The sequence below is a fragment of the Streptomyces sp. NPDC098781 genome (genome assembly GCF_044759995.1).
In the GTDB taxonomy this organism is placed as follows: Bacteria; Actinomycetota; Actinomycetes; order Streptomycetales; family Streptomycetaceae; genus Streptomyces.
The window spans coordinates 290,757-315,007 of sequence record NZ_JBIWAK010000001.1 but is presented as its reverse complement, the minus strand read 5'-3'; the positions used below and the strand labels follow the sequence as shown (position 1 = coordinate 315,007).

Annotated in this window: 20 protein-coding genes; 11 read left to right on the top strand and 9 right to left on the bottom strand. The window is 71.1% G+C overall.

Annotation, left to right across the window (positions count from 1 at the left end; genetic code table 11):
* The first annotated feature begins 41 nt into the window (after positions 1-41).
* From ACIQWG_RS01415 to ACIQWG_RS01390, 6 genes are all read left to right on the top strand, one after another.
* Complete coding sequence (locus ACIQWG_RS01415) at positions 42-956, top strand: cyclase family protein (protein ID WP_404090751.1); 915 nt, start codon at positions 42-44, stop codon at positions 954-956.
* Positions 957-1,088: 132 nt separating this feature from the next.
* The gene (locus ACIQWG_RS01410) at positions 1,089-2,669 is read left to right on the top strand and encodes a GMC oxidoreductase (protein WP_404089012.1); all 1,581 of its coding nucleotides are present in this window, start codon (positions 1,089-1,091) and stop codon (positions 2,667-2,669) included.
* A gap of 163 nt (positions 2,670-2,832) precedes the next feature.
* Positions 2,833-3,672, top strand: a complete 840-nt coding sequence (locus ACIQWG_RS01405) for an SDR family oxidoreductase (RefSeq protein ID WP_404089010.1) — start codon at positions 2,833-2,835, stop codon at positions 3,670-3,672.
* 40 nt (positions 3,673-3,712) lie between these two features.
* A complete protein-coding gene (locus ACIQWG_RS01400) occupies positions 3,713-5,188 on the top strand; it encodes a cytochrome ubiquinol oxidase subunit I (RefSeq protein WP_404089008.1) in 1,476 nt (491 codons plus the stop codon).
* A complete protein-coding gene (locus ACIQWG_RS01395; RefSeq protein ID WP_404089006.1) occupies positions 5,185-6,225 on the top strand; it encodes a cytochrome d ubiquinol oxidase subunit II in 1,041 nt (346 codons plus the stop codon). The genes ACIQWG_RS01400 and ACIQWG_RS01395 overlap by 4 nt, the downstream gene beginning before the upstream one ends.
* 42 nt (positions 6,226-6,267) lie before the next feature.
* On the top strand, positions 6,268-8,055 hold the full coding sequence (locus ACIQWG_RS01390; protein WP_404089004.1) for a cation:proton antiporter: 1,788 nt from the start codon (positions 6,268-6,270) through the stop codon (positions 8,053-8,055).
* Here the strand turns inward: ACIQWG_RS01390 and ACIQWG_RS01385 are convergent, their stop codons facing one another.
* From ACIQWG_RS01385 to ACIQWG_RS01370, 4 genes are all read right to left on the bottom strand, one after another.
* Positions 8,056-9,894 (bottom strand): glycoside hydrolase family 15 protein, encoded by a 1,839-nt coding sequence (locus ACIQWG_RS01385; RefSeq protein ID WP_404089002.1) that lies wholly within the window; start codon positions 9,892-9,894, stop codon positions 8,056-8,058.
* Between the two features lie 125 nt (positions 9,895-10,019).
* Positions 10,020-10,973, bottom strand: a complete 954-nt coding sequence (locus ACIQWG_RS01380) for a DUF389 domain-containing protein (RefSeq protein ID WP_404089000.1) — start codon at positions 10,971-10,973, stop codon at positions 10,020-10,022.
* 42 nt (positions 10,974-11,015) lie between these two features.
* A complete protein-coding gene (locus ACIQWG_RS01375; protein ID WP_404088998.1) occupies positions 11,016-11,255 on the bottom strand; it encodes a hypothetical protein in 240 nt (79 codons plus the stop codon).
* A 143-nt stretch (positions 11,256-11,398) separates the two neighbouring features.
* A complete protein-coding gene (locus ACIQWG_RS01370) occupies positions 11,399-11,911 on the bottom strand; it encodes a gluconokinase (RefSeq protein WP_404088996.1) in 513 nt (170 codons plus the stop codon).
* Between the two features lie 174 nt (positions 11,912-12,085).
* On the opposite strand from ACIQWG_RS01370, the gene ACIQWG_RS01365 reads away from it, so the two are divergent.
* A complete protein-coding gene (locus ACIQWG_RS01365; RefSeq protein ID WP_404088994.1) occupies positions 12,086-13,039 on the top strand; it encodes a 2-hydroxyacid dehydrogenase in 954 nt (317 codons plus the stop codon).
* Between the two features lies 1 nt (position 13,040).
* Here ACIQWG_RS01365 and ACIQWG_RS01360 read toward each other — a convergent pair whose 3' ends face one another.
* Complete coding sequence (locus ACIQWG_RS01360) at positions 13,041-14,096, bottom strand: CU044_5270 family protein (protein ID WP_404088992.1); 1,056 nt, start codon at positions 14,094-14,096, stop codon at positions 13,041-13,043.
* On the bottom strand, positions 14,093-14,782 hold the full coding sequence (locus ACIQWG_RS01355; protein ID WP_404088991.1) for an RNA polymerase sigma factor: 690 nt from the start codon (positions 14,780-14,782) through the stop codon (positions 14,093-14,095). The genes ACIQWG_RS01360 and ACIQWG_RS01355 overlap by 4 nt, the downstream gene beginning before the upstream one ends.
* 317 nt (positions 14,783-15,099) lie before the next feature.
* On the opposite strand from ACIQWG_RS01355, the gene ACIQWG_RS01350 reads away from it, so the two are divergent.
* Complete coding sequence (locus ACIQWG_RS01350) at positions 15,100-15,999, top strand: S1 family peptidase (protein WP_404088989.1); 900 nt, start codon at positions 15,100-15,102, stop codon at positions 15,997-15,999.
* A gap of 128 nt (positions 16,000-16,127) precedes the next feature.
* Positions 16,128-18,011: a LamG-like jellyroll fold domain-containing protein gene (locus ACIQWG_RS01345; protein ID WP_404088987.1), complete on the top strand. Its 1,884-nt coding sequence runs from the start codon at positions 16,128-16,130 to the stop codon at positions 18,009-18,011.
* A gap of 82 nt (positions 18,012-18,093) precedes the next feature.
* On the opposite strand, the gene ACIQWG_RS01340 is transcribed toward ACIQWG_RS01345, so the two are convergent.
* From ACIQWG_RS01340 to ACIQWG_RS01330, 3 genes are all read right to left on the bottom strand, one after another.
* Positions 18,094-18,546 carry a hypothetical protein gene (locus tag ACIQWG_RS01340; protein ID WP_404088985.1) on the bottom strand — a complete coding sequence of 151 codons (453 nt, stop codon included), beginning with the start codon at positions 18,544-18,546 and terminating at the stop codon, positions 18,094-18,096.
* A gap of 201 nt (positions 18,547-18,747) precedes the next feature.
* Positions 18,748-19,632: an alpha/beta hydrolase family protein gene (locus tag ACIQWG_RS01335; RefSeq protein WP_404088983.1), complete on the bottom strand. Its 885-nt coding sequence runs from the start codon at positions 19,630-19,632 to the stop codon at positions 18,748-18,750.
* A gap of 165 nt (positions 19,633-19,797) precedes the next feature.
* Positions 19,798-20,979, bottom strand: coding sequence for a PucR family transcriptional regulator (locus tag ACIQWG_RS01330; RefSeq protein ID WP_404088981.1), 1,182 nt, complete (start codon positions 20,977-20,979; stop codon positions 19,798-19,800).
* Positions 20,980-21,226: 247 nt separating this feature from the next.
* Between ACIQWG_RS01330 and ACIQWG_RS01325 the strand changes: the two genes are divergently transcribed.
* Complete coding sequence (locus tag ACIQWG_RS01325; RefSeq protein WP_404088979.1) at positions 21,227-22,708, top strand: long-chain fatty acid--CoA ligase; 1,482 nt, start codon at positions 21,227-21,229, stop codon at positions 22,706-22,708.
* Complete coding sequence (locus tag ACIQWG_RS01320) at positions 22,705-24,138, top strand: carboxylesterase/lipase family protein (protein ID WP_404088977.1); 1,434 nt, start codon at positions 22,705-22,707, stop codon at positions 24,136-24,138. Before ACIQWG_RS01325 ends, ACIQWG_RS01320 begins: the two co-directional genes overlap by 4 nt.
* Positions 24,139-24,251 lie beyond the last annotated feature (113 nt).

Genomic DNA, 24,251 nt, shown 5'->3' with positions numbered 1-24,251 from the left:
CGGATCGGGAGGAGGTCGGCGTGACGACTCGTACGCATCCGATGTCCGAACAGGCGTTCCGGTCCCTCTACCGGCAGCTGCGTGAGCAGGCACAGACCGGTGTGGAGCGCAGCCGCGGCGCACTGGTCCATCTCACCCCCGAGCGGGTGGCGGCAGCGGCCGCCGAGGTGCGGTACGGGCGCACCGTGGGCCTGGCCGGGCCCATCGGGACGCGGGTCGGTCCGGACAACCCGGAGCCCGCCACGCACCGCATGGGGGGACCCTCGCAGCGGGAGGCGGAAACGGCCGGGCTGCACTTCGCGCACGACCATTTCGGCATGAACGTGCACGGCGACGCGGACAGCCACCTCGACGCGCTGTGCCATGTGATCTTCGACGGCGAGATCTACGGAGGCGTGCCGGCGGACACCGTGACGCCGGACGGCGCGCAGGCGCTCACGGTCGACCTGTTCCACGACGGAATCGTCGGTCGCGGTGTGCTCCTGGACATCGCACGGCTGCGCGATGTGCCCTGGCTGGAGCCCGGCGGCCATGTGACGGCCGACGACCTCGCGGCGGCCGAGGCCGCCCAAGGGGTCCGGACCGGGCCGGGCGATCTGCTCTTCGTGCGCGTCGGCCACCGGCTTCGGCGCCGCGAGGTCGGCGCGTGGGACGCGGCACGGCTGCGGACGGGTCTCCATCCGACGGCGATGGAGTTCGTGGCCGAGCGGCGCGTCTCCGTCCTGGGGTCGGACGGCAACAGCGACACCGCTCCGAGCGAGGTGGCGGGAGTCGGGTTCCCCGTGCATGTGCTGTCCGTGCAGGCCATGGGGGTGCCCTTGATGGACTACCTGGACCTGGAGGAGGTGGCATCGGCGTGCGCGGAGCTGGGCCGCTGGCACTTCCTGTGCGTGGTCGCTCCGCTGCGGCTGCCCGCGGCCACCGGCTCTCCGGTGAATCCGATCGCCGTGCTCTGACCGGGGCTGTCCTGGCGCGCCCGGCTTCCAGGTGCCGAGCCGTCGTAGGGCGTATACGTTCGAAGAGGAAGCAGGCGTGACTGCTCCCCGGGGGGAGGACGCCGGACCGCGAACCTGAGGACGGTGGTCGCTGTGGGCGACGCCCCCCACTACGACGTCATCATCATCGGAACCGGTGCCGGCGGTGGCACGCTCGCCCACCGGCTGGCTCCCTCCGGCAAACGGGTACTCGTCCTCGAACGGGGCGACTACCTCCCGCGGGAGCGGGACAACTGGGATTCCACCTCGGTGTTCGTCAAGAGCAAGTACCGGGCCCAGGAGTTCTGGTTCGACGACCGGGGCAAGGAGTTCCCGCCCGAGGTCAACTACTACGTCGGCGGCAACACCAAGTTCTACGGGGCGGCCCTGTTCCGGCTGCGGCCCGAGGACTTCGGTGAACTGCGGCACCACGACGGGATGTCGCCCGCGTGGCCGATCCGCTACGACGACCTGGAGCCGTACTACACGCAGGCCGAGCACCTCTACCTGGTGCACGGACGGCACGGCGAGGACCCCTGGGAGGGGCAGGTCAGCGCGCAGTACGCGTATCCCCCGGTCGAGCACGAGCCCCGGATCCAGCGGCTCAGCGACGACCTGGAGAAGCAGGGCCTGCACCCCTTCCATCTGCCCATCGGTGTCAACCTGACCCAGGACGAGGCGGGCCGGGCGACGCACGCCAGCGCGTGCATCCGCTGTGACCGGGTCGACGGGTTTCCGTGCCTCATCGGCGCCAAGTCCGACGCCCAGGTGATCTGCGTCGATCCCGCCCTGCGGCACCCCAACGTCGAGATGGTCACCAACGCGCACGTGGTGCGGCTGGAGACGGATCCGACGGGGCGCACCGTCGACTCGGTCGTCGCCCGGCTCGCGAACGGCGAAGAGACCCGGTACGCGGCGGACATCGTGGTCGTCTCCTGCGGGGCGGTCAACTCGGCCGCGCTGCTGCTCGCTTCGGCGAACGACCAACACCCCCGGGGTCTGGCCAACGGCTCCGACGTGGTCGGACGGCACTACATGCGGCACAACAATCTGGCGCTGGTGGCTGTGTCGTTGGAACCCAACGACACGAAGTTCCAGAAGACGCTCGCCCTGCACGACTGGTATCTCGGCGCGGACGACTGGGACTACCCTCTCGGCGGCATCCAGATGCTCGGCAAGTCGGACGCCGAGCAGATCCATGGCGAGGCCCCCCGCTGGGCCGGCTCGCTCCCCCTGGACATGCCCTTCGCCGTGCTGGCTCACCACGCCGTCGACTTCTGGCTGTGCGGAGAGGACCTCCCGCTCCCCGACAACCGGGTCACCCTGGACGGCGACGGCCGCATCCACCTCGCGCTCGACGAGAACAACAACACCGCCGGCGTCAAGCGGCTGCGGCACAAACTCCAGCACATGCTCGGGCACCTGGGCATGCACGAGCATCATCTGCTGACCCGCAGCATCTACCTGTACAAGGGCATGCCGATCGGCGCCACCGCCCACCAGGCGGGCACCGTCCGGTTCGGCGACGACCCGGCGTCCTCCGCCCTGGACGTCAACTGCAAGGCGCACGAGGTGGACAACCTCTACGTCGTCGACACGAGCTTCTTCCCGAGCATCGGCGCGGTCAATCCGTCCCTCACGGCCATCGCGAACGCCCTGCGCGTGGGCGACCACCTGCTGGAGCGGCTGGGCTGACGCCCGAGGCCGCGTCCCCGACAGGGCGAACCTCATCGGCCAGGCAGCGCAACGACCGCCCGCCGTGAGCGTTGCCCTGTGTCCAGGGTGGTTGTGTGGCGCGCGAGTTCGTCGGGACGCGGCCTGACCTGACAGGGTCGCGCGCTGGAGGAGGCAGTCGATCGTGAGTTCCGCAGGGGGCGCGCCCCAGAATGTGATCCCCGCCCATCTGCTCCGGGGCCAGAAGGCACTGGTGACCGGGGCCAACTCCGGAATCGGCATGGCCACGGCCATCGGCCTGGGCAGGGCCGGTGCCGACGTCGTCGTCAATTACGTGGCGGGTCGGGACGAGGCGGAGAAGGTCGTCGAGGAGATCACCTCGTTCGGGGTGCGGGCGGCGGCGTACGAGGCGGACGTGTCCGACGAGGACCAGGTCGTCGCCATGACGCAGCGGATGGTCGAGGAGTTCGGGACGATCGACATCCTCGTCGCCAACGCCGGACTCCAGCGGGACGCCCAGTTCACCGAGATGACCCTCGCGCAATGGCAGAAGGTGCTGGACGTCAACCTCACCGGGCAGTTCCTCTGCGCCCGGGAGGCGACCAAGGAGTTCCTGCGGCGCGGGGTCGTTCCAGAGGTGTCGAGCGCCGCGGGCAAGATCATCTGCATGAGCTCGGTGCACCAGCTCATCCCGTGGGCGGGTCACGTCAACTACGCGTCCTCCAAGGGCGGCGTGGCGATGATGATGCAGACGCTCGCGCAGGAACTCGCCCCCAAGCGGATCCGGGTGAACGCGGTCGCTCCCGGGGCCATCAAGACCCCCATCAACCGCGACGCCTGGTCGACGCCGGAGGCCGAGCAGGAGCTCCTCCAGCTGATCCCCTACGGGCGGGTCGGCGACACCCAGGACATCGCCCACGCGGTGGTCGCCCTCGCCTCCGACCTCATGGACTACGTCGTGGGAACCACCCTGTACGTCGACGGGGGCATGACCCTCTTCCCCGGATTCGCCACCGGCGGCTGACCCCGCTCACCCGCCGTCGTCCGTATCCGGGGAGACACGTATGCACACCGTGACGCACCTGCTCGCGGACGCACCGCCGCAGATGTTGCCGGCCAGATCGCTCATGGCCTTCACTCTGGCCTCGCACATCATCCTGGTGCCGTTGGGCGTGGCCCTGCCGCTGATCACCCTCATCATGCACGGGTACGGACTGCGCAAGGGTGATCCGACCGCCCTGGTCCTGGCCCGGCGCTGGTCGGCAGTGATGGCGGTCCAGTTCGCGATCGGCGTCGTCACCGGCACGGTCCTGTCCTTCGAGTTCGGGCTGTTGTGGCCCGGCCTGATGGGCAGATGGGGCGACGTGTTCGGCATCGGGTTCGGTGTCGAGGCGTGGGCCTTCTTCCTGGAGGCCGTGCTCATCGCCATCTATCTGTACGGGTGGCGGCGGCTCAAACCCCGCACCCATTTCCTGCTCGGGCTTCCGCTGCCCGCGGCGGCCCTGCTCGGCGCCTTCGGCATCCTGGCCGCCAACTCCTGGATGAACACCCCCAGGGGCTTCACCCTCGACGCCGAGGGCAACCCCACCGACGTGAACATCTGGAAGGCGATCTTCACGCCGATGTTCGGGCCGCAGTACTGGCACTTCGTCGTGGCCATGCTGGTGACGGCCGGCTATGTCGTGGCCGGTGTCTACGCCGCCGGGTGGCTGCGCGGACGCCGGGACCGCTACCACCGCCTGGGCTTCACCGTCCCGTTCACCGTCGCCGCCGTGTGCACGCCCATCCAGTTCATGCTGGGGGACTCCATCGCCCGGCAGGTGTTCCACAAGCAGCCGGTCAAGTTCGCCGCGATGGAGATCGTCTGGAAGACCGACACCCATGTGCCGGAGTATCTGTTCGGCCGCCTCCACCCGGACGGAAGCATCTCCGGCGGGATCAAGATCCCGCAGTTCGACTCCATCCTGGCCGGGTTCAGCACCGACACCAAAGTGACCGGACTGACCTCGGTACCGGCCGCCGACCGCCCCAACGCCACTCAGGCCACCATCGCCCACTGGGCCTTCGACGCCATGGTCCTCATCGGCTCCGTGCTGGTGCTGCTCGCCCTGTGGTACGCCCTGGTCTGGTGGCGCCGGCGCCGGCTGCCGGAGTCGAAGTGGTTCTACCGCGCCGCCGCGTGCGCGGGCGTCGCCTCCGTCGTCGCCGTCGAATGCGGCTGGATCACCACCGAGGTGGGACGCCAGCCGTGGATCGTCTACGAGAACATGCGGGTCGCCGAAGCGGTCACGGCCACCCACTCCACCGGACTGTGGATCACGTTCAGCCTCGTGGTCGTCGTCTACGTGTTCGTCTTCGGCTCGTTCCTGGCCGTGCTCCTGAAGATGCGGACCCGCTGGCGTCTCGCCGACGAACAGCAGGCGGCGGAGCGCCCGGTGGAGAGCCCGGAGACGGACACCCCGTACGGACCCCGGGCGACCGTTCCGGTCGGAGGCTCCCGCTCGTCTGACACCGGCCCTACCGAAGGCACCGGTTCATGATGGCCGACGTCATCGCCGTCGTGCTGCTGCTCGCGGTCGCCGCCTACAGTTGCGGCGGCGGCACCGACTACGGCGCCGGGTTCTGGGACCTGACGGCCGGCGGAGCGGAGCGCGGCAAGCGGCCGAGATGGCTCATCGACCATGCGATGGCCCCCGTCTGGGAGGTCAACAACGTCTGGCTGGTCTTCGTCCTGGTCATCATGTGGACCGGCTTCCCGGTGATGTTCCAGACGGTCTTCTCCGCCATGTGGCTGCCGCTGGCGCTGGCCGCCGTGGGCATGGTCCTGCGGGGCGCCGGCTTCGCCCTGCGCAAGCCCAGCCGACGGCTCGCCGGGCGACGGCTGTACGGCGCGGTGTTCGCCGTCTCCTCCTTGGTGACCCCGTTCTTCCTCGGCGCGGCGGCCGGCGGCATCGCCTCCGGCCGGGTGGCCCCGGGCACACCCGCGGCGGACGACGCCTGGTCCAACCCCACCTCCCTCATGTTCGGTCTGCTCGCCATCGCCACGACGGCGCTCCTCGGGGCCGTCTTCCTGGCGGCGGACGCCAGGCGCTTCGACGCTCCCGACCTCGACGGCTACTTCCGCAGGCGCGCGTTCGGCGCCCTCGCCGCCGTGGCCGTGCTCGCCGTGGTGACCCTGTTCGTCACCCACGACGACGCGCCGCACGTCTGGCACGGTCTCACGCACGGCGCCGGCCTGGTCTTCGTGATCCTGGCGGCGGTGGCCACGTTCGCCACCGCCGGGTTGCTGTCGCGGGCCTCCGGCTCCTGGTCGCGGGTCGCGGCCGTCGGCGTCGTCGCCTCGGCCGTGATCGCGTGGGGCCTGGCCCAGCGCCCGTATCTCATTCCCACCTCGCTGACCATCGCCGAGGGGGCGGGCGCCTCCACCACCCTGCGCTGGCTGGGCGTGGTCACGCTGGTGGCGGTGCTGCTGGTCCTCCCGGCGGTGGCCCTCCTGTACTGGCTGGACACCCATGGCGAACTCGACTCCCTCACCGACGCCGACCTGCGGCGCAGCGGTGCCGGGGACGAGGGCTGAACCGGGGTCCTGACCACCGCGTTCGACAGGGACGGGACCGCCGTGAGCGAAGAGCAGATCCTGCTGGGCATCGGCCTGACCGTGGTGCTCGCGGTGGGCTCCCAGATCCTGGCGAGCCGGTTGCGTGTTCCCGCCCTGATCGTGCTGCTGCCCGTCGGCTTCACCGCCGGAGCGCTCACCGACGTCATCCACCCAGACCAACTGGTGCCCGACTTCGGGCCGCTGGTCTCGCTCGCGGTGGCCGTCATCCTCTACGACGCCGGACTGGGCCTCGATCTGCGGCATCTGCGGGGTGAGACACGGCGCGTCGTGGAGCGGCTGATCGTGCTGGGGGTCTTCATCACATGGGGTGCCTGTCTGGGCCTGGTCACCGCGCTGTTCGACGTCTCACTCACGGTGGCGGTGATGGTCGGGGTGATCCTCGTGGTGTCCGGGCCGACCGTCGTCGGTCCCCTGCTCGACCATGTCGGACCGACCGACCGGGTGCGCAGGATCCTGATCTGGGAGGGGTCCCTGATCGACCCGCTCGGCGGCATCCTGGGCGCGGTCGTCTTCCACATCATCGTCCGGTCACAGGAGAAGCAGGGTTTCCGGTTCGGCACCTTCACCGGGAGCATGGCCGTGGGTCTGGCCGGTGGCGTGGTCGGCGTCGCGCTGTTGTGGCTGGCACTGCGCCGGCTGCGGCTCGGCGAGACGCTGGGCACGCTCGCGCAACTGGCGACCGTCGTCGCGGTGTCGGCCGGCTGCGACATGATCTTCGACGACACCGGGCTCATCGCGGCGATCGTCATCGGCATGGCGTTGGCGAACCTGCCCGGATTCGACATGCCGGCCCGTCGGCCGTTCTTCGAAACCGTCGTCGAACTGGTCATCGGCCTGCTGTTCATCTCGATCTCGGCCACGGTCACACCCAAGGCCGTGACGCCGGTGCTGCTTCCCTCGCTGGCACTGGTCGCCGCCCTCGTCCTGGTCGTGCGGCCGCTGGTCGCCGTCTGTGCGGCGGCAGGGTCGGACGTCGGCTCCGGGGAACGGCGTTTCATCGGCTGGATGGCGCCGCGGGGCATCGTCGCCGCCTCCACCGCCTCGACGTTCGCCGCCACCCTGGTCGACCAGGGACTCCACGGCGCCGACAAGATCCTGCCGATCACCTTCCTCGTGATCGTCGGAACCGTCCTGGTGTACGCGCTGACGGCAAGGCCGGTGGCCGCCCGGCTCGGCGTGGTCCGGTCGGCGCGGACCCGGCCCCTGCTGGTGGGCGGCGCCCCCTGGGCGATCGACGTCGCGCGGTCGCTGCGCACGGCCGGACTGGATGTGCTGATGTGGGCCGGACTCCCCCGGGAGCGGGACCGGATCACGGCGGCGGGGATCGACCTGGCCACGGGAGAACTCCTTGCCACGGCGACCGACCCCGGGGCAGGTCTGGAGGGAGTCACGGCGGTCCTCCTGCTCACCGAGAACGACGACTTCAACGCGCTCGCCTCGGTGATCGTGCAGGACAGGGTCGAAGGGCCCGTGTACCGCATCGGCCCGCCGCCCGGCGGCGGGGGCGTCGTCGCCCCGTACACGGGGGGCGGTGTCCTCTTCGGCCCCGGCCTCGCCCGGGACAGCCTGGCCGCCCGGCACGAGCGCGGGGGCCGCTTTGTCGTACGGCCGGCCGCCGAACCGGTACCGCCGGGACACGAGACGCTCTTCGTGGTGCGGGCCGACGGCCGGCTCGAACCGGTCACCGGTGCGCAGGGGGTCGAGCGGGCCGTGGGGGACACGCTCGTGCTGCTCGGACCCGCACCGCACGGTCCCGCCGAGCACTCCGCGGGGGCGCCGCCGGACTGACTAGGTTCGCCGGTTCAGTGCGGCGTCCAGGGTGATGGCCGCGTCGATGAGTGCCAGATGTGTGAACGCCTGGGGGAAGTTCCCGAGTTGACGTCCCGTCAGGGCGATCTCCTCGGAGTACAGGCCGAGGTGGTTGGCATACCCGAGCATCTTCTCCAGTACGAGCCTGGCCTGGTCGATTCGTCCGGCGCGGGCCAGTGCGTCGACGTACATGAAGGTGCACAGCGAGAAGGTGCCCTCGGAGCCGCGCAGCCCGTCGGGGGACGCATCCGGGTTGTACCGGTAGACCAGGCTGTCGGTGACCAGCTCCTGCTCCATGGCGCCCAGCGTCGACGTCCACATCGGGTCGTCGGGGGTGATGAAGCCGACCGTCGGCATGCGCAGCAGCGAGGAGTCGAGGACCTCACTGCCGTAGTGCTGGACGAAGGCCCCGCGGGAGTCGTTCCACCCCTTGGCCATGACCTGCTCGTACAGGGCGTCGCGCACCTTGCTCCACCGGGCTAGGGGTGCCGGGCGCCCGGTGCGTTCCGCGAGCCGCAGGGCGCGGTCGAAGGCGACCCAGGACATCACACGGCCGTAGGTGAAGTTCTCGGGGCCGCCTCGGGTCTCCCAGAGGCCTTCGTCGGCCTGGTCCCAGTGGTCGGCCAGCCAGTCGAGGACGGTGATCAGCCCGGTCCATCCCCGGTGTCCGGGGTGGATCCCGTGCCCCTGCGCGAAGAAGATGCTGTCCATCGCCTCGCCGTAGATGTCCAACTGCAACTGTGAGGCCGCGCCGTTCCCGATGCGCACGGGGGACGACCGCTCGTAGCCCTCCCAGTGGTCCAGGGTCTCCTCCGTCAGATCCGAGGAGCCGTCGACGGTGTACATGATGTTCAGTGGCCCGGTGCCGCCGTTGTCCTCGCCGGCCCGTTCCTTGATCCGTTCGCCGAGCCATGTGATGAACGCCGTCGCCTCGTCCGTGAATCCCATGCCCAGCAGGGCGTACACGGAGAAGGAGGCGTCCCTGATCCAGGTGAACCGGTAGTCCCAGTTGCGCTCGCCGCCGAGCTGTTCGGGCAGGCCGGCCGTGGGGGCGGCGACGACCGCGCCGCTGGGAGCGTAGGTCATGAGTTTCAGCGTGATGGCGGAGCGTTCCACCGCCTCGCGCCAGCGGCCCGAGTACCGCGACCTGCCCAGCCAGGAACGCCAGAACTGGATGGTGTCGTCAAAGACCTGCTGGTACTCGGAGACCCGGATCTCCCTGGGCGGCCCGTCGGCGGCGGACTCCAGGAGCAGCCCGCGCTGCTGGCCCGCTCGCAGACTGAGCGTGAGGTGCAGGTCGTGCTCTCCTGTGAGGGACGTCAGCAGGCGCTCGTCGTCCGGTTCGCGGATCGAGTGCAGGGTCAGGTTCATCCCGTCCGAGGTGAACACCGCCCCGTGTTCGGTGATGTGCAGCTCGTGCCGGGCCCGTCCGTAGTCGAACCGTGGCGCGACGTCGATCTCGAAGGTCATGGTGCCGCGCACACAGCGCACCATGCGGACCAGACGGTGCCGGTTCGTGGCCGTCTCGCCGGTCACCGGCATGAAGTCGACCACCTCGCCCGCGCCCGCCTCGGTCATGAACCGGGTCACCAGGATCGCCGTGTCCGGGAAGTACAACTGCTTGGTGGCGTACGTCTCCTGAGCCGGCCGAACCGTGCAGTGCCCGCCCTTGTCCTTGTCCAGCAGGGCTCCGAACACGCTGGGTGAGTCGAAGCGGGGGCAGCAGAACCAGTCGACCGTCCCGTCGGTGGTCACCAGCGCCGCGGTCTGAAGATCGCCGATCAGACCGTGGTTCTCGATCAGCGGATAGCTGTCCATCGGGGCGCCCCTTCCGGCCCGTGTCGTAACTCCACTGGCGCCCCCTCGACCAGCCTAAGCCGGGGCCCGGGCACCGGCCTGCCGAGCCGGAAGTCGTCGGCCGTCCCGGCGGTAGCCGCGCCCAGCTACTCCTCTGCCTCGGTGGCCGCCAGGCGCCTCCAGCGACGCCACAGCCGACGCTGGAGGCGAAGGGTGAGGAAGCCGACGATCACCAGGACAACCACGTTCAGCAAAAGCTGGAGCAGCGAGCCCCACGCCTCGGACCAGTCGGCGAAGGCGAGCGAGACGGCGATGTCCGAGGCGGCGGGAATCGTGGTCACGGAGATGAACACACCGAGCAGGGCGCTCGCGCGTGCCTCGGTGAGCGAGACGATGCCCACGACGCCGGCGAGACAGGCCACGGCCAGGGAGAAGAAGTCGGGTGTGTCGATGAGGTGGGAGACGGGCCGCAGACCCCGTGCGTACGCCTCGGACTCGAAATCGGCGGCCCGCGACAGCGCCGCGAACCCGAACGTGACAAGGATCGCCAGCAGGAATCCGACCGTCAGCGCGCGTGCGCCCTCGCGTACCCGGCGCCGGTTGCCGCGGTCCAGGCCCAGCGCGACGCCCGCGATCGCGTTGTACTCGGGGCCCACGACCATGGCCGCCACGATGAGGATCTGCGAGTTCGACATGATGCCGACCGAACCGATGAGCCCGGCGATGACCAGGAACAGATAGAAGGAGGGCAGATAGGTCCCCTGCGCCCGGATGTGCGCCTCGACCGCGGCCCACAGCGGGGTGTGCACGAGCGCGCTGGGCTCGTCCGCCTCGATCCGCGCCGCACGCCGCGAGAACATCATCTCGACGTCGTCGACGGCGATCGACCCCATACGGTCGACCCCGAGCTCGCGCAGGCCGCCCAGCACCGCGTTGGCGGCGCCCTTCATCACATCGCACTCCAGCGCGTCGCCGTCCGGGGCGTGCGCCGCCGACCGGACGACCACGAGGTTGAGGACGTGATCGTCCGCCGTGAGCAGGGCGATGGCCCGCTCGGTCAGGGCGGGCGGCACCACCATCCTGAAGTGGATCAGATCCATCCCGGTCTCCGGTGCTCGCGCCGGCGGCGGCCCCGGCCCGCCTCAGACCCGCATGCCCGGGAGGTGCCGAGGTTCGGCGGCCAGCCCGAAGACGACGAGCACGGACAGGGCCATGGTGGCGATCGACCACCAGGGGAACGCGGACAGGAACAGCAGTTGGCCCACCGGACAGGCGGAGGCGAGCGCGATCCCGGTGAGCCTTGCCGCCCTCGACCCCACGAGCACGCCGACGCCCGCCAGGAACTGGGCGCGGTCTTCCGGGGCGGAGTGCTCGGGCTGCATGTCTCCACCCCACCGGCGGGTCCGGGGTGCCGCAACAGATGATGGGCCGCCGAGGTGAGCGGCGGCGGCGCACCACGGCCCCGGTACGCCCGGGCTTCGTCCCGTACGACGCCGAAGGGCCGTCCGGCCGTCCGAGTGCCCCGTCAGTCGTTCGACCGGGTGAATGCCCGCAGTGCCGCCTCGACGGTCTCCTCCGGTGTGCCCGCCGCGTCCAGGGTCACGCCGGGTTCGTCGTCCCCCAGCGGCTCCAGGGCCTCGAACTGGGAGTCGAGCAGCGCCGCGGGCATGAAGTGGCCCTTCCGGTGGGCCAGCCTTGCCCGCGCCACCTCACGGTCCAGGGCCAGGTGGACGAACCACACATCGGCCGCACGCCGGAACTCGTCCCGGTACGCGCGCTTCAGGGCCGAACAGGCGACGACACCGCCCCGGTGACTGGTCGCGGCCGCCCCGATCCACTCGGTGAGAGCCGCCAGCCAGGGCCGTCGATCGGCGTCGTCGAGCGGTACCCCGGCGGCCATCTTCTTCCGGTTGGCGTCCGGATGGAGATCATCGCCTTCGAGGAACGGCACGTCGAGGCGTGCCGCCAGCTTCCCTCCCACGGTGGACTTACCGGACGCCGAGACACCGATCACGATCACCACGCGCGTTTCGCCCACGTTGCCGACCAACGCGCCTCCCAGCGGGGACAGTGGGACACTTTTGCTCGTTAGCCAGTTTCACCTGTTTTCAGGCAATGCGACAGCGGTGCGAAACGGCTGCGAGGCTCTCGAGCGACTTCCGCGACCTGGTCGACCGGTGGGAAGGCGAGAGGAAGGCAGGAGTCCGACCCCATGAGTTCTGTCCAGCCGTCCTCCGGTGCCCGGGTTCTGCTGCCCTTCCCACCGTCCGAGATCGGGGGGCTTCCGGCCGGCTGGGACACGGTCGTCTGGGACGGCACGGATCAGGAACCCCTCGGCCAGGGGCTGGAGGCCGTCGAGTTCTTCGTCATCCCGTACACCTTCACCGCGGCGGCGCTTCCCGTGCTGCCGAGGCTGCCCAGCCTCCGCGTCGTGCAGTCGCTGAGCGCCGGGGTGGACGATCTGCTTCCCCATCTGCCCGCCGGGGTCACGCTCTGTAACGCCAAAGGGGTGCACGACGCCAGCACGGCCGAGCACGCCGTGACCCTGGTTCTCGCCGCGCTCCGTGACATCCCCGCCCTCGTCCGCGCACAGGACGCGCACCGGTGGGCCCGGGGGTTCCAGACCGCGCTGGCCGACCGCACGGTCCTGCTGCTCGGTCATGGTGCCATCGGCAGTGCGGTCGAGGCCCGGCTGAGGCCGTTCGAGTGCCGCGTACTACGGCTGGCGCGCACCGCGCGGGAGACGCGGCAGGGGCCGGTGCACGCGATGACGGAGCTGCCTGCCCTGCTGCCCGAGGCCGACGTGGTGGTGGTGACCGTACCCCTCACCGACGCCACCCGCGGGCTGGTCGACGCGGACTTCCTGGCACGTCTGAAGGACGGCGCCCTGCTGGTGAACGTCTCCCGCGGCCCGGTGGTCGACACCGCGGCACTGCTCGACGAGCTGCGGACCGGGCGGCTCAAAGCGGCTCTCGACGTCACCGACCCGGAGCCACTGCCGCCCGGGCACCCCCTCTGGACCGCTCCGAACACCCTGATCACCCCGCACGCCGCCGCGACCACGTCGGCCTTCCGGCCCCGCGCCGTGGCGCTCGTCCGCGCCCAGCTGGCTCGGTACACGGCAGGCGAGCCTCTGGCCAACGTGGTCTCGGCGGGCACAGGGTGACTCAGGAACTGCGGGAGTCCGTCTCGCCCTTCCCGTCCACGACACCGACGTCCAGGAGCGCGCTCTTGGACGTGCCCAGATAGGTCAGGCTCTTCGAGTCGAAGACCCAGGTGGCGTTCGTTCCACCCGAGGAGCCCTTGGACGTGTACGTGAGGCCGACGCCGGTCCGCCCCGCCCCGTCCTTGACGTTCTCCACGACGTGTACGTCGGGGAGCTCGGCCACGGCTCGGTAGAGCGCGGCACTGAGATCGGGCAGCAGGGTGGCCTGGTCCAGGATGACGCCCACGTTCTCGAAGACCGTCTCCGTCACACGGGATTCGCTCACCCCGCTGCCGCTCCTGAGCTTCTTCAGCAGCGCGTCGGGGTCGGTGGGCAGAGCCTGGAGCTGCCGGAAGGTCAGGTACGGAACACCGCTCATGCTGATGTCGTCCTTGTGGGACGGGTCGGGTTCGCCGGAAGGGGTCAGCCCGACGAGACGCCGGAGACCGTCCCCCTTGCCGTTGACCGGCTGCCACTCCTCGCTCTGCACGTTCCCCTTGTAGACCTCCATCCGCGTGACGTCCCCGTCGGAGTTCCGCACGGGCGTGGTGGGCCCGCCCCAAATGCTGGAGTCTCCCTGGGACTTGAAGTAGACGTACTGGCCGTCGCGGACCGTGACCTCCGGGCCGTCGGCCGCCGCCAGGGCGATGCGGTCCAACAGCCGCACCGCTTCCCGGTGTTGGACCGCCGTGACTCCGGTGGAGGCCCCGTCGTCCTGGGACAGGTCGACCGCCACAGCGCCCAGGCCCACGACGGCGACGAGGGCCAGCGGCGCGGCGACGAGGGCGAGACGCCGCCCGGGACGCCGGGGTACGGGGACCGACGGCGAAGTGCTCGGTGAGGTGCGCGGCGCGTCCGACTGCTGACGTGAGGCCTCGTCGGTGATCTGTTCCATCAGATGTTCCCTCAGAACGTGGTGACGGCCCTGCGGGAGCACCGGATGTGCCGGCGCGGGCAGCAACTCGGCCAGGTCCTGGAACTCGGCCTGCCGATCACGTCGACGCGGGTTGGTGTTCATCGCTTCTCCTGCGTGGGCCGTGCCGCCGAGTGGCGGCTGCCTGGTACCTGTCCGACCGCGGCCGGGCGTTGCACTCCGGTACGCCCGAGGCCGTCATCCGTTCCGCGGCGGCCGCTCGCGCCGTCCGTGCCTTCGGTGCCGCCCGCGAGTTCCGCCTCGGTGAGCTTGCGCAGGCGTTTTCTGGCGCGCGAGAGCCGGGCCCGTACGGTGCCGACGGCCACGCCCAGCGCCTCGGCGGCCGTGGCGGCGTCCAGGCCCTCCCAGACGCAGAGGGCGAACACCTCACGTTCGCCACGGCGCATCCTGCGCAACGCCCTCTGTGCGGCGGCCAGTTCCGCGCTGTCGGCCAGGCGCTGTGTCACCTCGTCGGCGAAGTCGGGCACCGGTTCCGGGGGTGGGACCCTGGCGAGCGCGGCCTGATGTCTTCGCGCCGCCCGTGCCGTGTTGCGTGCGACGTTCGTCGCGATCCCCAGCAGCCACGGGCGCAGGCTGTCCTCCCCCGGAAGCACGCGTTCCCGGAGCCGCCACGCCTCCAGGAAGGTCAGCGACACGAGATCGTCGGCCAGCACCCAGTCGCCGGTCATCCGTATGGCATGCCGATGGACCACCGGAGCGTGTTCGTCGAACAGTTGCCTGAACGCATCCGGATCCCCGGCGCGCACGCGAGCGCGCAGTGAAATCTCCACACTCCTGTCTGTCCTCAGCCCGGACCGCGCTGCCGTGATGCGCGTCACACCTTGACCAGGCCAAGGGTGCACCGGATCCGCCCCCACCAAGTCAAGCGGACCCGGGGCCCGCACGCGGCCTACCCCCGCCAGACGCATCCGGGCACAATGAGCGCTGCCCCGTCCCCCCGCCCCGCGTCTGAGGCGCACAGCGACACCACGGGACCGGGCCCAGCGTCGAACCCGCACGACACCAGCACCACGGCATGCAAGCCCGGCACGCCCGGTGACCGTCGGGCGTGCCCGAAGCCGACCGACCGTCCTCGGGGAGATTCGGGATGACAGCACGCCGTACGACCAATGGACGCTCACCGGTGAAACGGCTCACCGCCTACGCCCTGAGCCTGCTCGCAGCGGCCGCCCTCACGGTGTCCGGCACCAGTGCCACGGCTGCGCCCGCCGCCCGGCCGACGACGCCGTCGGCGACGGGCCTGGCCTCGGCCGTCGCATCGCTGGGGATCGACGGGACGGCATGGGCCGTGGACGAGCGCGGCGGGAGGCTGCGGGTGCTCGCCGACTCGACGGTCTCGGACACCGAACTCGCCCGACTCCGCGACACCGTCGGCCGGTTCACCGGAGCTGTCACCATCGAGCGGCTCGACGGTCGGCTGCGCACGCTCCTGTCCGGCGGCGACGGCATCTACGGCGGCGGAGGGCGCTGCACCGCGGGCGTCAATGTGCGCGGCGGGTCCACGTACTACTTCGTCACCGCCGGACACTGCACGGCGGCCGTGTCCACCTGGTACACCGGTCCCGCCCTGGACACGGTCGTCGGCCCGACGACCGGCACCAGTTTCCCCGGCAACGACTTCGGGGTCGTCCGCTACTCCAACCCGGCCGTGCCGCACCCCGGCACCATCGGAACGGTCGACGTGACCGGCACCGCGACCGCCTACGTCGGCCAACGGGTCTGCACCCGGGGCGCGACCACCGGCGTCCGCTGCGGCGTGGTCACCGCCCTGAACGCGTCCGTCAACTACGGCGGCGGCGACATCGTCCAAGGGCTGATCCAGACCAACATCTGCGCCGAGCCCGGGGACAGTGGAGGCCCGCTCTACGCCGGCGACAAGGTCATCGGCGTCCTCTCCGGCGGCTCCGGCAACTGCGCCACGGGAGGGACGACGTACTACCAGCCGATCCAGGAGGTGCTGAGCGCGTACGGCCTGTCCGTCTACTGAGGGCCGTCCAGTGGGGCCGAGCGGTCATTCGTCGTTTGTGGGCCCGCCGTTCGCGCTGCTGCCATCACGTGGCCACGGCCGGTCAGCACTGTGCCCTTCACATCACCGTTCCGTGATCTGGAGGGCACATGAGCACAGGAGAGCACCGGCACCGGTTGGACAGACGCGCGCTGTTGCAGGCCGCGGTGGCGATACCCGCGGCCGGCGCGGTGGTCACGACGGCCGGCGCCGGTGAGGCGCAGGCCGATACGAGGGCGGCGAGCAGCGGTCGGTCCCGGTTCGACGTCGAGAGTCCGCGGTTCGCACTGGCCGTGCTGCCCGACACCCAGTACCTCTTCGATGCCGACAGCGCCGACCCGGCACCGCTGCGTGCCACGTTCCGCTACCTCGTGGCGGAGCGGGAGGAGGCGAACATCGCCTTCATGACGCACCTCGGCGATGTCACGGAGCACGGCACCGAGGAGGAGATCGCCCTCGCCGCCGACACCTTCAGGGGCATCCACGGCAAGGTGCCGTACAGCGTCCTGGCGGGGAACCACGACATCCGCTCGTCCACGGACGACCAGCGCGGCGACTCCGCCTATCTCGCGGCGTTCGGCCCGGAGCGGTACGCGTCGATGCCGACCTTCGGCGGTGCCTCGCCCGACGGCTACAACAGCTACCACGTGCTGCGCGCCGCCGACCGCGAGTGGCTGGTCCTCGCCCTCGACTGGCGTGTGTCGGACAAGGGGCTGCGCTGGGCGCAGGGCGTGCTCGACGCGCATCCCACGCTGCCCGCCGTGCTCACCACGCACGACATCGCCTGGTCGGACGACGAGGGCGCGGCGCAGCTCTCGGACAACGGCAAGCGGCTGTGGGACGGTCTCATTCGTGGCAACGACCAGATCTTCCTCGCGCTGGGCGGCCACTACTGGCCGCCGGGGCGCACGGTTCTGACCAACGACGCTGACAACGATGTCCACGTCCACATCACCAACTACCAGGACCGCTACTACGGCGGCGCCGGGATGATCCGTCTCTACGGCTTCGACCTGGTCCGCAAGGTCATCGACGTCGAGACGTTCTCGCCGTGGTTCCTCACCCGTGACCCCGAGCGGCGCTCACCGCTGGAGGCGGAGACCATCGAACTGACCGGCCCCACGGACCGGTTCAGCCTGGACATCGACTTCGACGAACGCTTCAAGGGCTTCGCGCCGGTCCCGGCCCCGAAGCCGCGTCCGGCGTCCGCGGTCATGCCGCGCGGCACGGTCGCCTACTGGCGCTTCGACACCTCCGGTACGACCGCGGCCGGCACCCCCGGTGCGCCCGTGGCCGACGGGGCGGTCGTGCGCGACCTCACGGGCAACGGCAACGATCTGACAGTGAGCCGGCTGCATTCCAGCGGCCCCGACGCCCTCACCTGGTCCGCCGACCACCACCCGGGCCAGCCGGCACACGCCAGCCTCCGCTTCGACGGCGGCAAGAGCCCGGACCGCGGCGCCATCCTCACGACCGCCGCGGGCGCTCCCGTCAACAGCGCGAAGTTCACCCGGGGTTACACCATCGAGACGCACATCCTGCTGCCCGAGCCCTTCGAGGGCGACCACAGCTGGATGGGCATCCTGAGCTGGGAGGGCCGTAACGGCGACGCCGGCAAGACCACCGGCTGGTCACCGCTGGAACCCACGTGCAGCCTCAACCTGTCCCCTGAGCGCTTCCTCCAGTTCGTCGTCTACCCCTACGCCCAGGACGCCGACCCGACGTCCTGGAGCCATGCCGTGCCGGTCGGCCGCTGGATGCACATCGCGCTCGTCAACGACGGCCGACGCACGGTGATGTACGTCGACGGCTCGAAGATCGCCCGCAACCCGGCACAGCCGTCGACCGGCATCACCACGCTGGGCAAGCCCTTCGTCATCGGTGCCACCCAGTTCGACGAGAAGTTCGGGCAGGGCTTCTACGGGTGGGTCGGCGACACCCGCATCGTGAACCGGGCGCTGTCCACAAGGGAGTTCATGACGCCGTTCGACTGAGCGGACGCACGCGATCACGTGACGGGGTGGGGCCGTGGGTGTCGGCCGTCCGGCCGCGCTCGGCGCCCGATGCCCCTCCCCCTCACGGGAGCCGGCCGGCGAGCCTCTGTATCGCCGATCGGACGCCCTGGCCGTAGTCGTCGTCCTTGAGTCCGTCCAAGTACTGCTGGGCCAGGGTCAGGTGGGTGCGCGCCCGCTCGGTGTCTGCGAGCTTGTGGTAGTCCGCGGCGAGGTTGAGATGCAGGGACGGGTAGAAGCCGCGGATCGCCAGTGACGGGTGGTGCCGCCCGGCGCGGTCGTCGGTCACCGATCCCGCTGCTTCCAGGGCCCGCAGATCCCAGGTCAGTTCGTCCTGTGGGTCCTGCTGGAGATCGGCCATGTAGTGGGCAAGGACGCACCGGTGGAAGGGGTCGCCGTCCGGGGCGATCTCCGCCCAGATCTCCGTGAACCGTCGCCGGGCACCGTCGGCGTCGCCCGCGTGTTGCAGCGCCATGGCCTCCTCGATGCGCTTCATCGTCTCGTCGTCGGTGCTCATGACAGTCTCCCGGCCGCTCGTCAGTGATCGCGTGGCAGCGTAGGCGCGGCCACTGACAATGGCGCCGGAGCCGACGCCTTGGTCACGCCGGTTCGGCGCCCGCCGTCACACGGCCCGACCGCTCGGCGATCTCCTCGACCGACGCCCCGGAGAAGCCCTTGCGCGGTGGAGCATCTGGGCGTGGCGGGCCGCCGGCGCAGGTCAGTTGACGGACCCCGGTATCTGCTCCGCTCTGGCGTTGCGCCTCCAGTCGGACCACAGGGCGGAGTCGACGCAGTAGCCGCAGCCCGGGCCGAAGAACATCCCGCGGGCGTTCTCGTCGCCCATCAGCCAGTAGCGGAGCCAGGCGGTGACGGGAGCACGGAACGCGCCGCCGTCGCCTATGGAGCTGAGGTGTCCGGCGCCGCGGACCTCGCCGTAGACGGCGGGTACGTGGTCGGAGTCGTTGTAGAACGCCTTGACCAGCACGGGCCAGACGATCAGGTCGTCCTCCCCGGCGAGGTAGAAGACGGGTTCGTCCATGTTGTCGGCGTCGGCGAGCGGTCCCGGCTGGATGGGGACGGCGGTGTCCACCCGCGGGTCGATCGCGGCGTTGAGAGCCGCGGCGCCGCCCTGGGAGTGCCCGGCGGAGCCGATGTGATCGAGGTCGACGTTCCCGTGGAAGACGCTGCCGCTGTCGGCGTTGCGCCGCTCCAGGACGTCGATGCCCGCGCGCATGGTGATCGCGAAGTTGGAGGTGGGGGTGTTGGCGGCGGCGACGATGAAGCCGTGACTGGCGAGGTGGCGCAGCAGGCCGCTGTAGACGCCGGGCACGGCGCCCGTGCCGTTGCCCCAGATGACCACGGGGTGCCGTTCGCCCGACCGGCCCATGTCGCTGGGGTAGTAGAAGGTGTGCACGAGATCTATGTCGACCGTCACCGCATACGGGCCGGCGCTACCGAAGTCCGTGCCGACGGAGGCTACGGAAGCCGTCGGCAGCGCGGTGGTGGGTACCGCGGGAGCGGTGGGGGCGGCGAGGGCCGTCAGGCCGGTGAGAAGTCCGGCGACCGTGAGGCCCCGGAGCGTGCGGCGGATACTGCCGGGCATCGAATCTCCTTGTGGGTCAGGCACGTTGCGGCTCGTTGAACGTGACTGAGCGCCCATGGTGAGATGCCGGGCGCGCGCTGTCTGCTGGCAGATGCCCAGGCTTGACCGCGCCCCCTTGGGCGCTCGCACACCGCACCAGGTGGGAGACCCGCGCCGGACGGCCGCTCAGCCGGCGGCCACCTGGGCCGCGCGCAGGGCCAGCGCCCAGCCGAGCCGTGCCTCGCCCGATTCCAGTGGCCAGCCGGTGAGTTGGGCGATCCGCGCGACGCGGTTCAGGATCGTGTTGCGATGGCAGTACATCTGCTTGGCCGTGTGGGCCGCCGAGCAGCCGTTGTCCAGCCAGACCCGCAGCGTCTCCCGCAGCACGGGGCCGTCCGATCCGCAGTCGTCGATGCCGTGCAGGTACCGGGTGATCAGGCGGCCGGCGATCTCAGGGTCGCTGGTGAGCACCGCTTCGACCAGCCGGTCGTCCAGTTCCGCCACCTCTTTGCTGCCCGGCGGCAAGGTGCGCAGCGAGCGCTCCGCCAGGCGCAACGCGGTGTCCGCGGCGGCCAGTTCGGGAAACGGCGGCGAGATGCCGGCGGTTCCGACGCCCGCGTCGCGCAACACCGCCACCAGCTCCGCGGGTTCGGCCGCCGCGAGGCGCACGACCCCGGCGTTGCGCTCGCCCCGGGGACGCCAGAAGGACCACATGCCCGCGGCCTGAAGTGCGGGCTCGGGGTCGGTGGGCGCCAAGGGGTCCTGGTCGACCGCGACCACCGCGTAGCGGTCCCGCAAGGGGATGCCGAGAGCGGCGGCCGCCGCCGCGGCCACGGTGGGATCACTGCCCCGGCCGTCCAGCAGGGCCTCGAACAGCGCGCCGCGGCGGGAGCCCTGCCGGTGGTGCATCTCCAGCTGGGTCAGGCGGTAGGCGTCCGCCATCAGGGTCGAGAAGCGGTCGATGGTCTCCCACAGCGCGCCGGCGACCTCCAGGACCAGGTCCTGGTCGACTGCCCGCCGGCCGCGCAGTGGTGTCGTCATCGCCTGCCACAGCACCCGGCCGCCACGGCGATATGCCATCAGTACGGTGTCCAGCGGCATCCCCTGCTTGGCCCGCCGCTGTCCGGTCTCGGTGGCCGCGGCGGCGAAGTCCCCGGCGCTCGCGGGGAGTCCGCCGAAGTCCTCCAGGGCGAGGACCAGGTTGTTGCGGCAGATCCCGCGCAGGTCGGACAGCGCGACGGGACGCCCGGAGGCGTAGGTCGGGCTGTGCGCGCAGATGTCCGCCACGACCCGGCCCGTTATCCCGTCTATGTCGCTCAGCAGGGTCTGCGCCAGGTGGCGGTGCAGCTCCTCTTGGCCCTCGTTCATGCCGCGCAGACTAGGCGGCTGCACTGGATACGGCCAGCCTCCGGGAGGCTGCTGCCCAGGTCGCGACTGATGACGCTGGGCACCTGCACATGGCCCGGGGGGACCGGCGTGCTGGATGCTGGGGCGGTCTTCCCACCCGTTCGTCGTGCGCTTCCGGCACCGCCGTCGTGCACCCCACACCGCCCGCCGTGCATCCCACACCGTCCATCGCGCATCCCACACCGTCCATCGCGCAGGAGAGCCGCCCATGCAGCTGAGCGTCGCCACGATCTTGCAGGATTCAGCCACCCACCATCCCGACCGCATCGCGGTCGTCGAGGGCGGCGACCGGATCAGCTATCGGCAGCTCTGGCACGAGGCACTCGGCTTCGCGGCCACCCTGCGCGCCCGGGGGATCGGGCCCGGTGACCGGGTCGCGGTGCTGCTGCCCAACACGGCCGACTTCCCGCGCGCGTACTACGCCGTGCTGGCGGTCGGCGCCACCGTCGTCCCGGTGCACGCCCTGCTGGTCGCCGACGAGATCGCCTATGTGCTGCGGCACAGCAAGTGCCGCGCCCTGGTGAGCGGCGGCCCGCTGCGCCCGGTCGCCGAAGCCGCCGCGGCGGCGGTCGGCATCGAGGTGATCGGCGTGGGCGCCGGGCCCGAGCCGCTTCAACGGGCCGTGTCGCGTGGGCCGGACGACACCGCCGTGATCCTCTACACCAGCGGCACCACGGGCCGCCCGAAGGGTGCCCTGCTCACCCACGTCAACCTGGTCATGAACGCCGGCATCTGCGCCCAGGACCTCATGGGACTCGGCCCCGACGACGTCGTACTGGGCTGCCTCCCGCTCTTCCACAGCTTCGGACAGTCCTGCGCGATGAACGCCGCCCTGCGTGCCGGAGCCACCCTCGTCCTCACTCCCCGCTTCTCCGGCCCGGGGGCGCTCGACCTGCTGGTCACCGAGGGCGTGACGGTCTTCATGGGAGTGCCGACCATGTATCACGCGCTCGTCGAGGCGGCGGACCATGACCCGCGTCGGCCGGCGGCGCTGCGGATGGGCATCTCCGGTGGTGCGGCGCTGCCGGGCGCGCTCCTGGAGCGCTTCGAGTCCACTTTCGGCACGGAGATCCTGGAGGGGTACGGCCTCACCGAGACCTCCCCGGTGGCGACGTTCAACCGGCGCGAACGCCGTCGCCCCGGCACGGTCGGGCAGCCCGTCTGGGGTGTGGAAGCCGCTGTCGCCGACGCCGGCACCGACCGGCGGACCGTGCTGCTGAAGGACGGCGAGGTGGGGGAAGTGGTGCTGCGCGGCCACAACGTCTTCGCCGGCTACCTGGAGGACGCGGAGGCCACGGCGGCGGCGCTGGTCGACGGCTGGTTCCGCACCGGGGACCTCGGGACGCGCGACGCGGACGGCTTTCTCACCATCGTCGACCGCAAGAAGGACCTCATCATCCGCGGCGGGTTCAACGTCTACCCGCGCGAGGTCGAGGAGGTCCTCGCCCGGCACCCCGCGATCGACCAGGTCTGTGTGCTCGGCCTGCCCGACGAGGAACGGGGTGAGGAGATCTGCGCGGCCGTGGTCCTGCGCCCGGGGGCCACGGAAACCCCCGAGGAGATCGTCGCCTGGTCGCGCGAGCGGCTCGGCAGGCACAAGTACCCTCGCGTCGTCCGGCTGCTCACCGAGCTGCCGCTCGGCCCCAGCGGCAAGGTCCTCAAGCGTGAGCTCCAGGAGGTCTGCGCATGACGGTCGTGTCCACCACCCGGGGTGCTCTGCGCGGCACCACCGAGAACGGGATCACCGTCTTCCGCGGCATCCCCTACGCCGCCTCCCCCACCGGCGCGCTGCGCTTCCGTCCGCCGGCACCCGTCACGCCCTGGCACGGCATCCGCGACGCCACCGTCTTCGGGCCCACGGCGCCCAAGAACCCGTACCCCGCGCCCCTGGACGAACTGCTTCCCGACCCCGATGTCCCCGGCGACGCCTGTCTCAACCTCAACGTCTGGACGCCCTCGCCGGGTGACGCCCGGCTCCCGGTCATGGTGTGGATCCACGGCGGCTCCCTGCGCAACGGCTCCTCCGCCGTGCCCACTTACGACGGGAGCGGCTTCGCCCGCGACGGCGTCGTCCTCGTCTCCCTCAACTACCGCCTCGGCGTCGAAGGATTCGGTGTCTTTCCCGACGCCCCGGCCAATCTCGGTCTGCGCGACCAGTTGGCGGCGCTGCGTTGGGTGCGGGAGAACATCGGCGCCTTCGGCGGCGACCCGGCGAACGTCACCGTGTTCGGCGAGTCCGCGGGCGCCATCAGTATCGCGGCGCTGCTGGCGAGCCCTCGTTCCAAGGGTCTCTTCCATCGGGCGGTCCTCCAGAGCGGTGCGCCGGCCGCCGTCGCGCCGGCCGTGGCGGGAGCCACCACCGAGGCGATGGGCCGCCACCTCGGGGTCGCCCCGACGGCCGAGGCCTTCGCCCGGGTGGGCCGGGCCGAACTCCTGGCCGCGCAGGCCGCCGTCACCCGCGGCGGCAACCCGCTCACCGGCGGGGCGGCCTTCCACATCGTCGTCGACGGCGACGTGGTGCCCGAGGATCCGGCCACCGCCCTGGCACGGGGCCGCGGAGACGGGATCGACCTGCTGCTGGGCACGAACACCGACGAATACCGCCTGTGGTTCGTCCCCTCCGGACTCGTGGACCGGATCGGCCGGGTGACGCTGCGGGCGGCCGTCCTCAAGCACCGGGCGCCGTGGCGTTCCCCCCGGGTGTACCGATCGGCACGCCCCGGCGCCTCGCCGGGAGAGATCCTGGGCTCGATCGCCACCGACAAGCTGCTGCGCGTCCCGCTCAACCGCCTCGCCGACGCGCGCGTGGGCCGGTCCGGCCGCACCTTCCTTTACGAGTTCGCCTGGCCCTCGCCGGTCCGAGCGCTCGGCGCCTGCCATGCCCTGGAACTCGGGTTCGTCTTCGACACCCTCGACGAGCCCGGCACCCGCGCGCTCACGGGCGACGCGGCGCCGAGCGCCCTGGCGGCCGCCATGCACACGGCGTGGACCGATTTCGCCGCGAAGGGCGACCCCGGCTGGGACGAGTGGAGCGAAGAGCGCCCGGTGATGACCTTCGGTGCGGAGGGTTCGCGGGTCGTACGGGCCCCGCGGGAGAGCGAGCGCCGGCTGTGGGGCTGAGCAGGCGCCCTCGGCCACTCGCCGGCACTCGACGCGCGCGCCGCGGTGCCGGCGTGCTCAGAAGGGAGCCCTCACGGGAACCGGCCGGCGCCGCCGGAAGAAGAGCGCCGCCT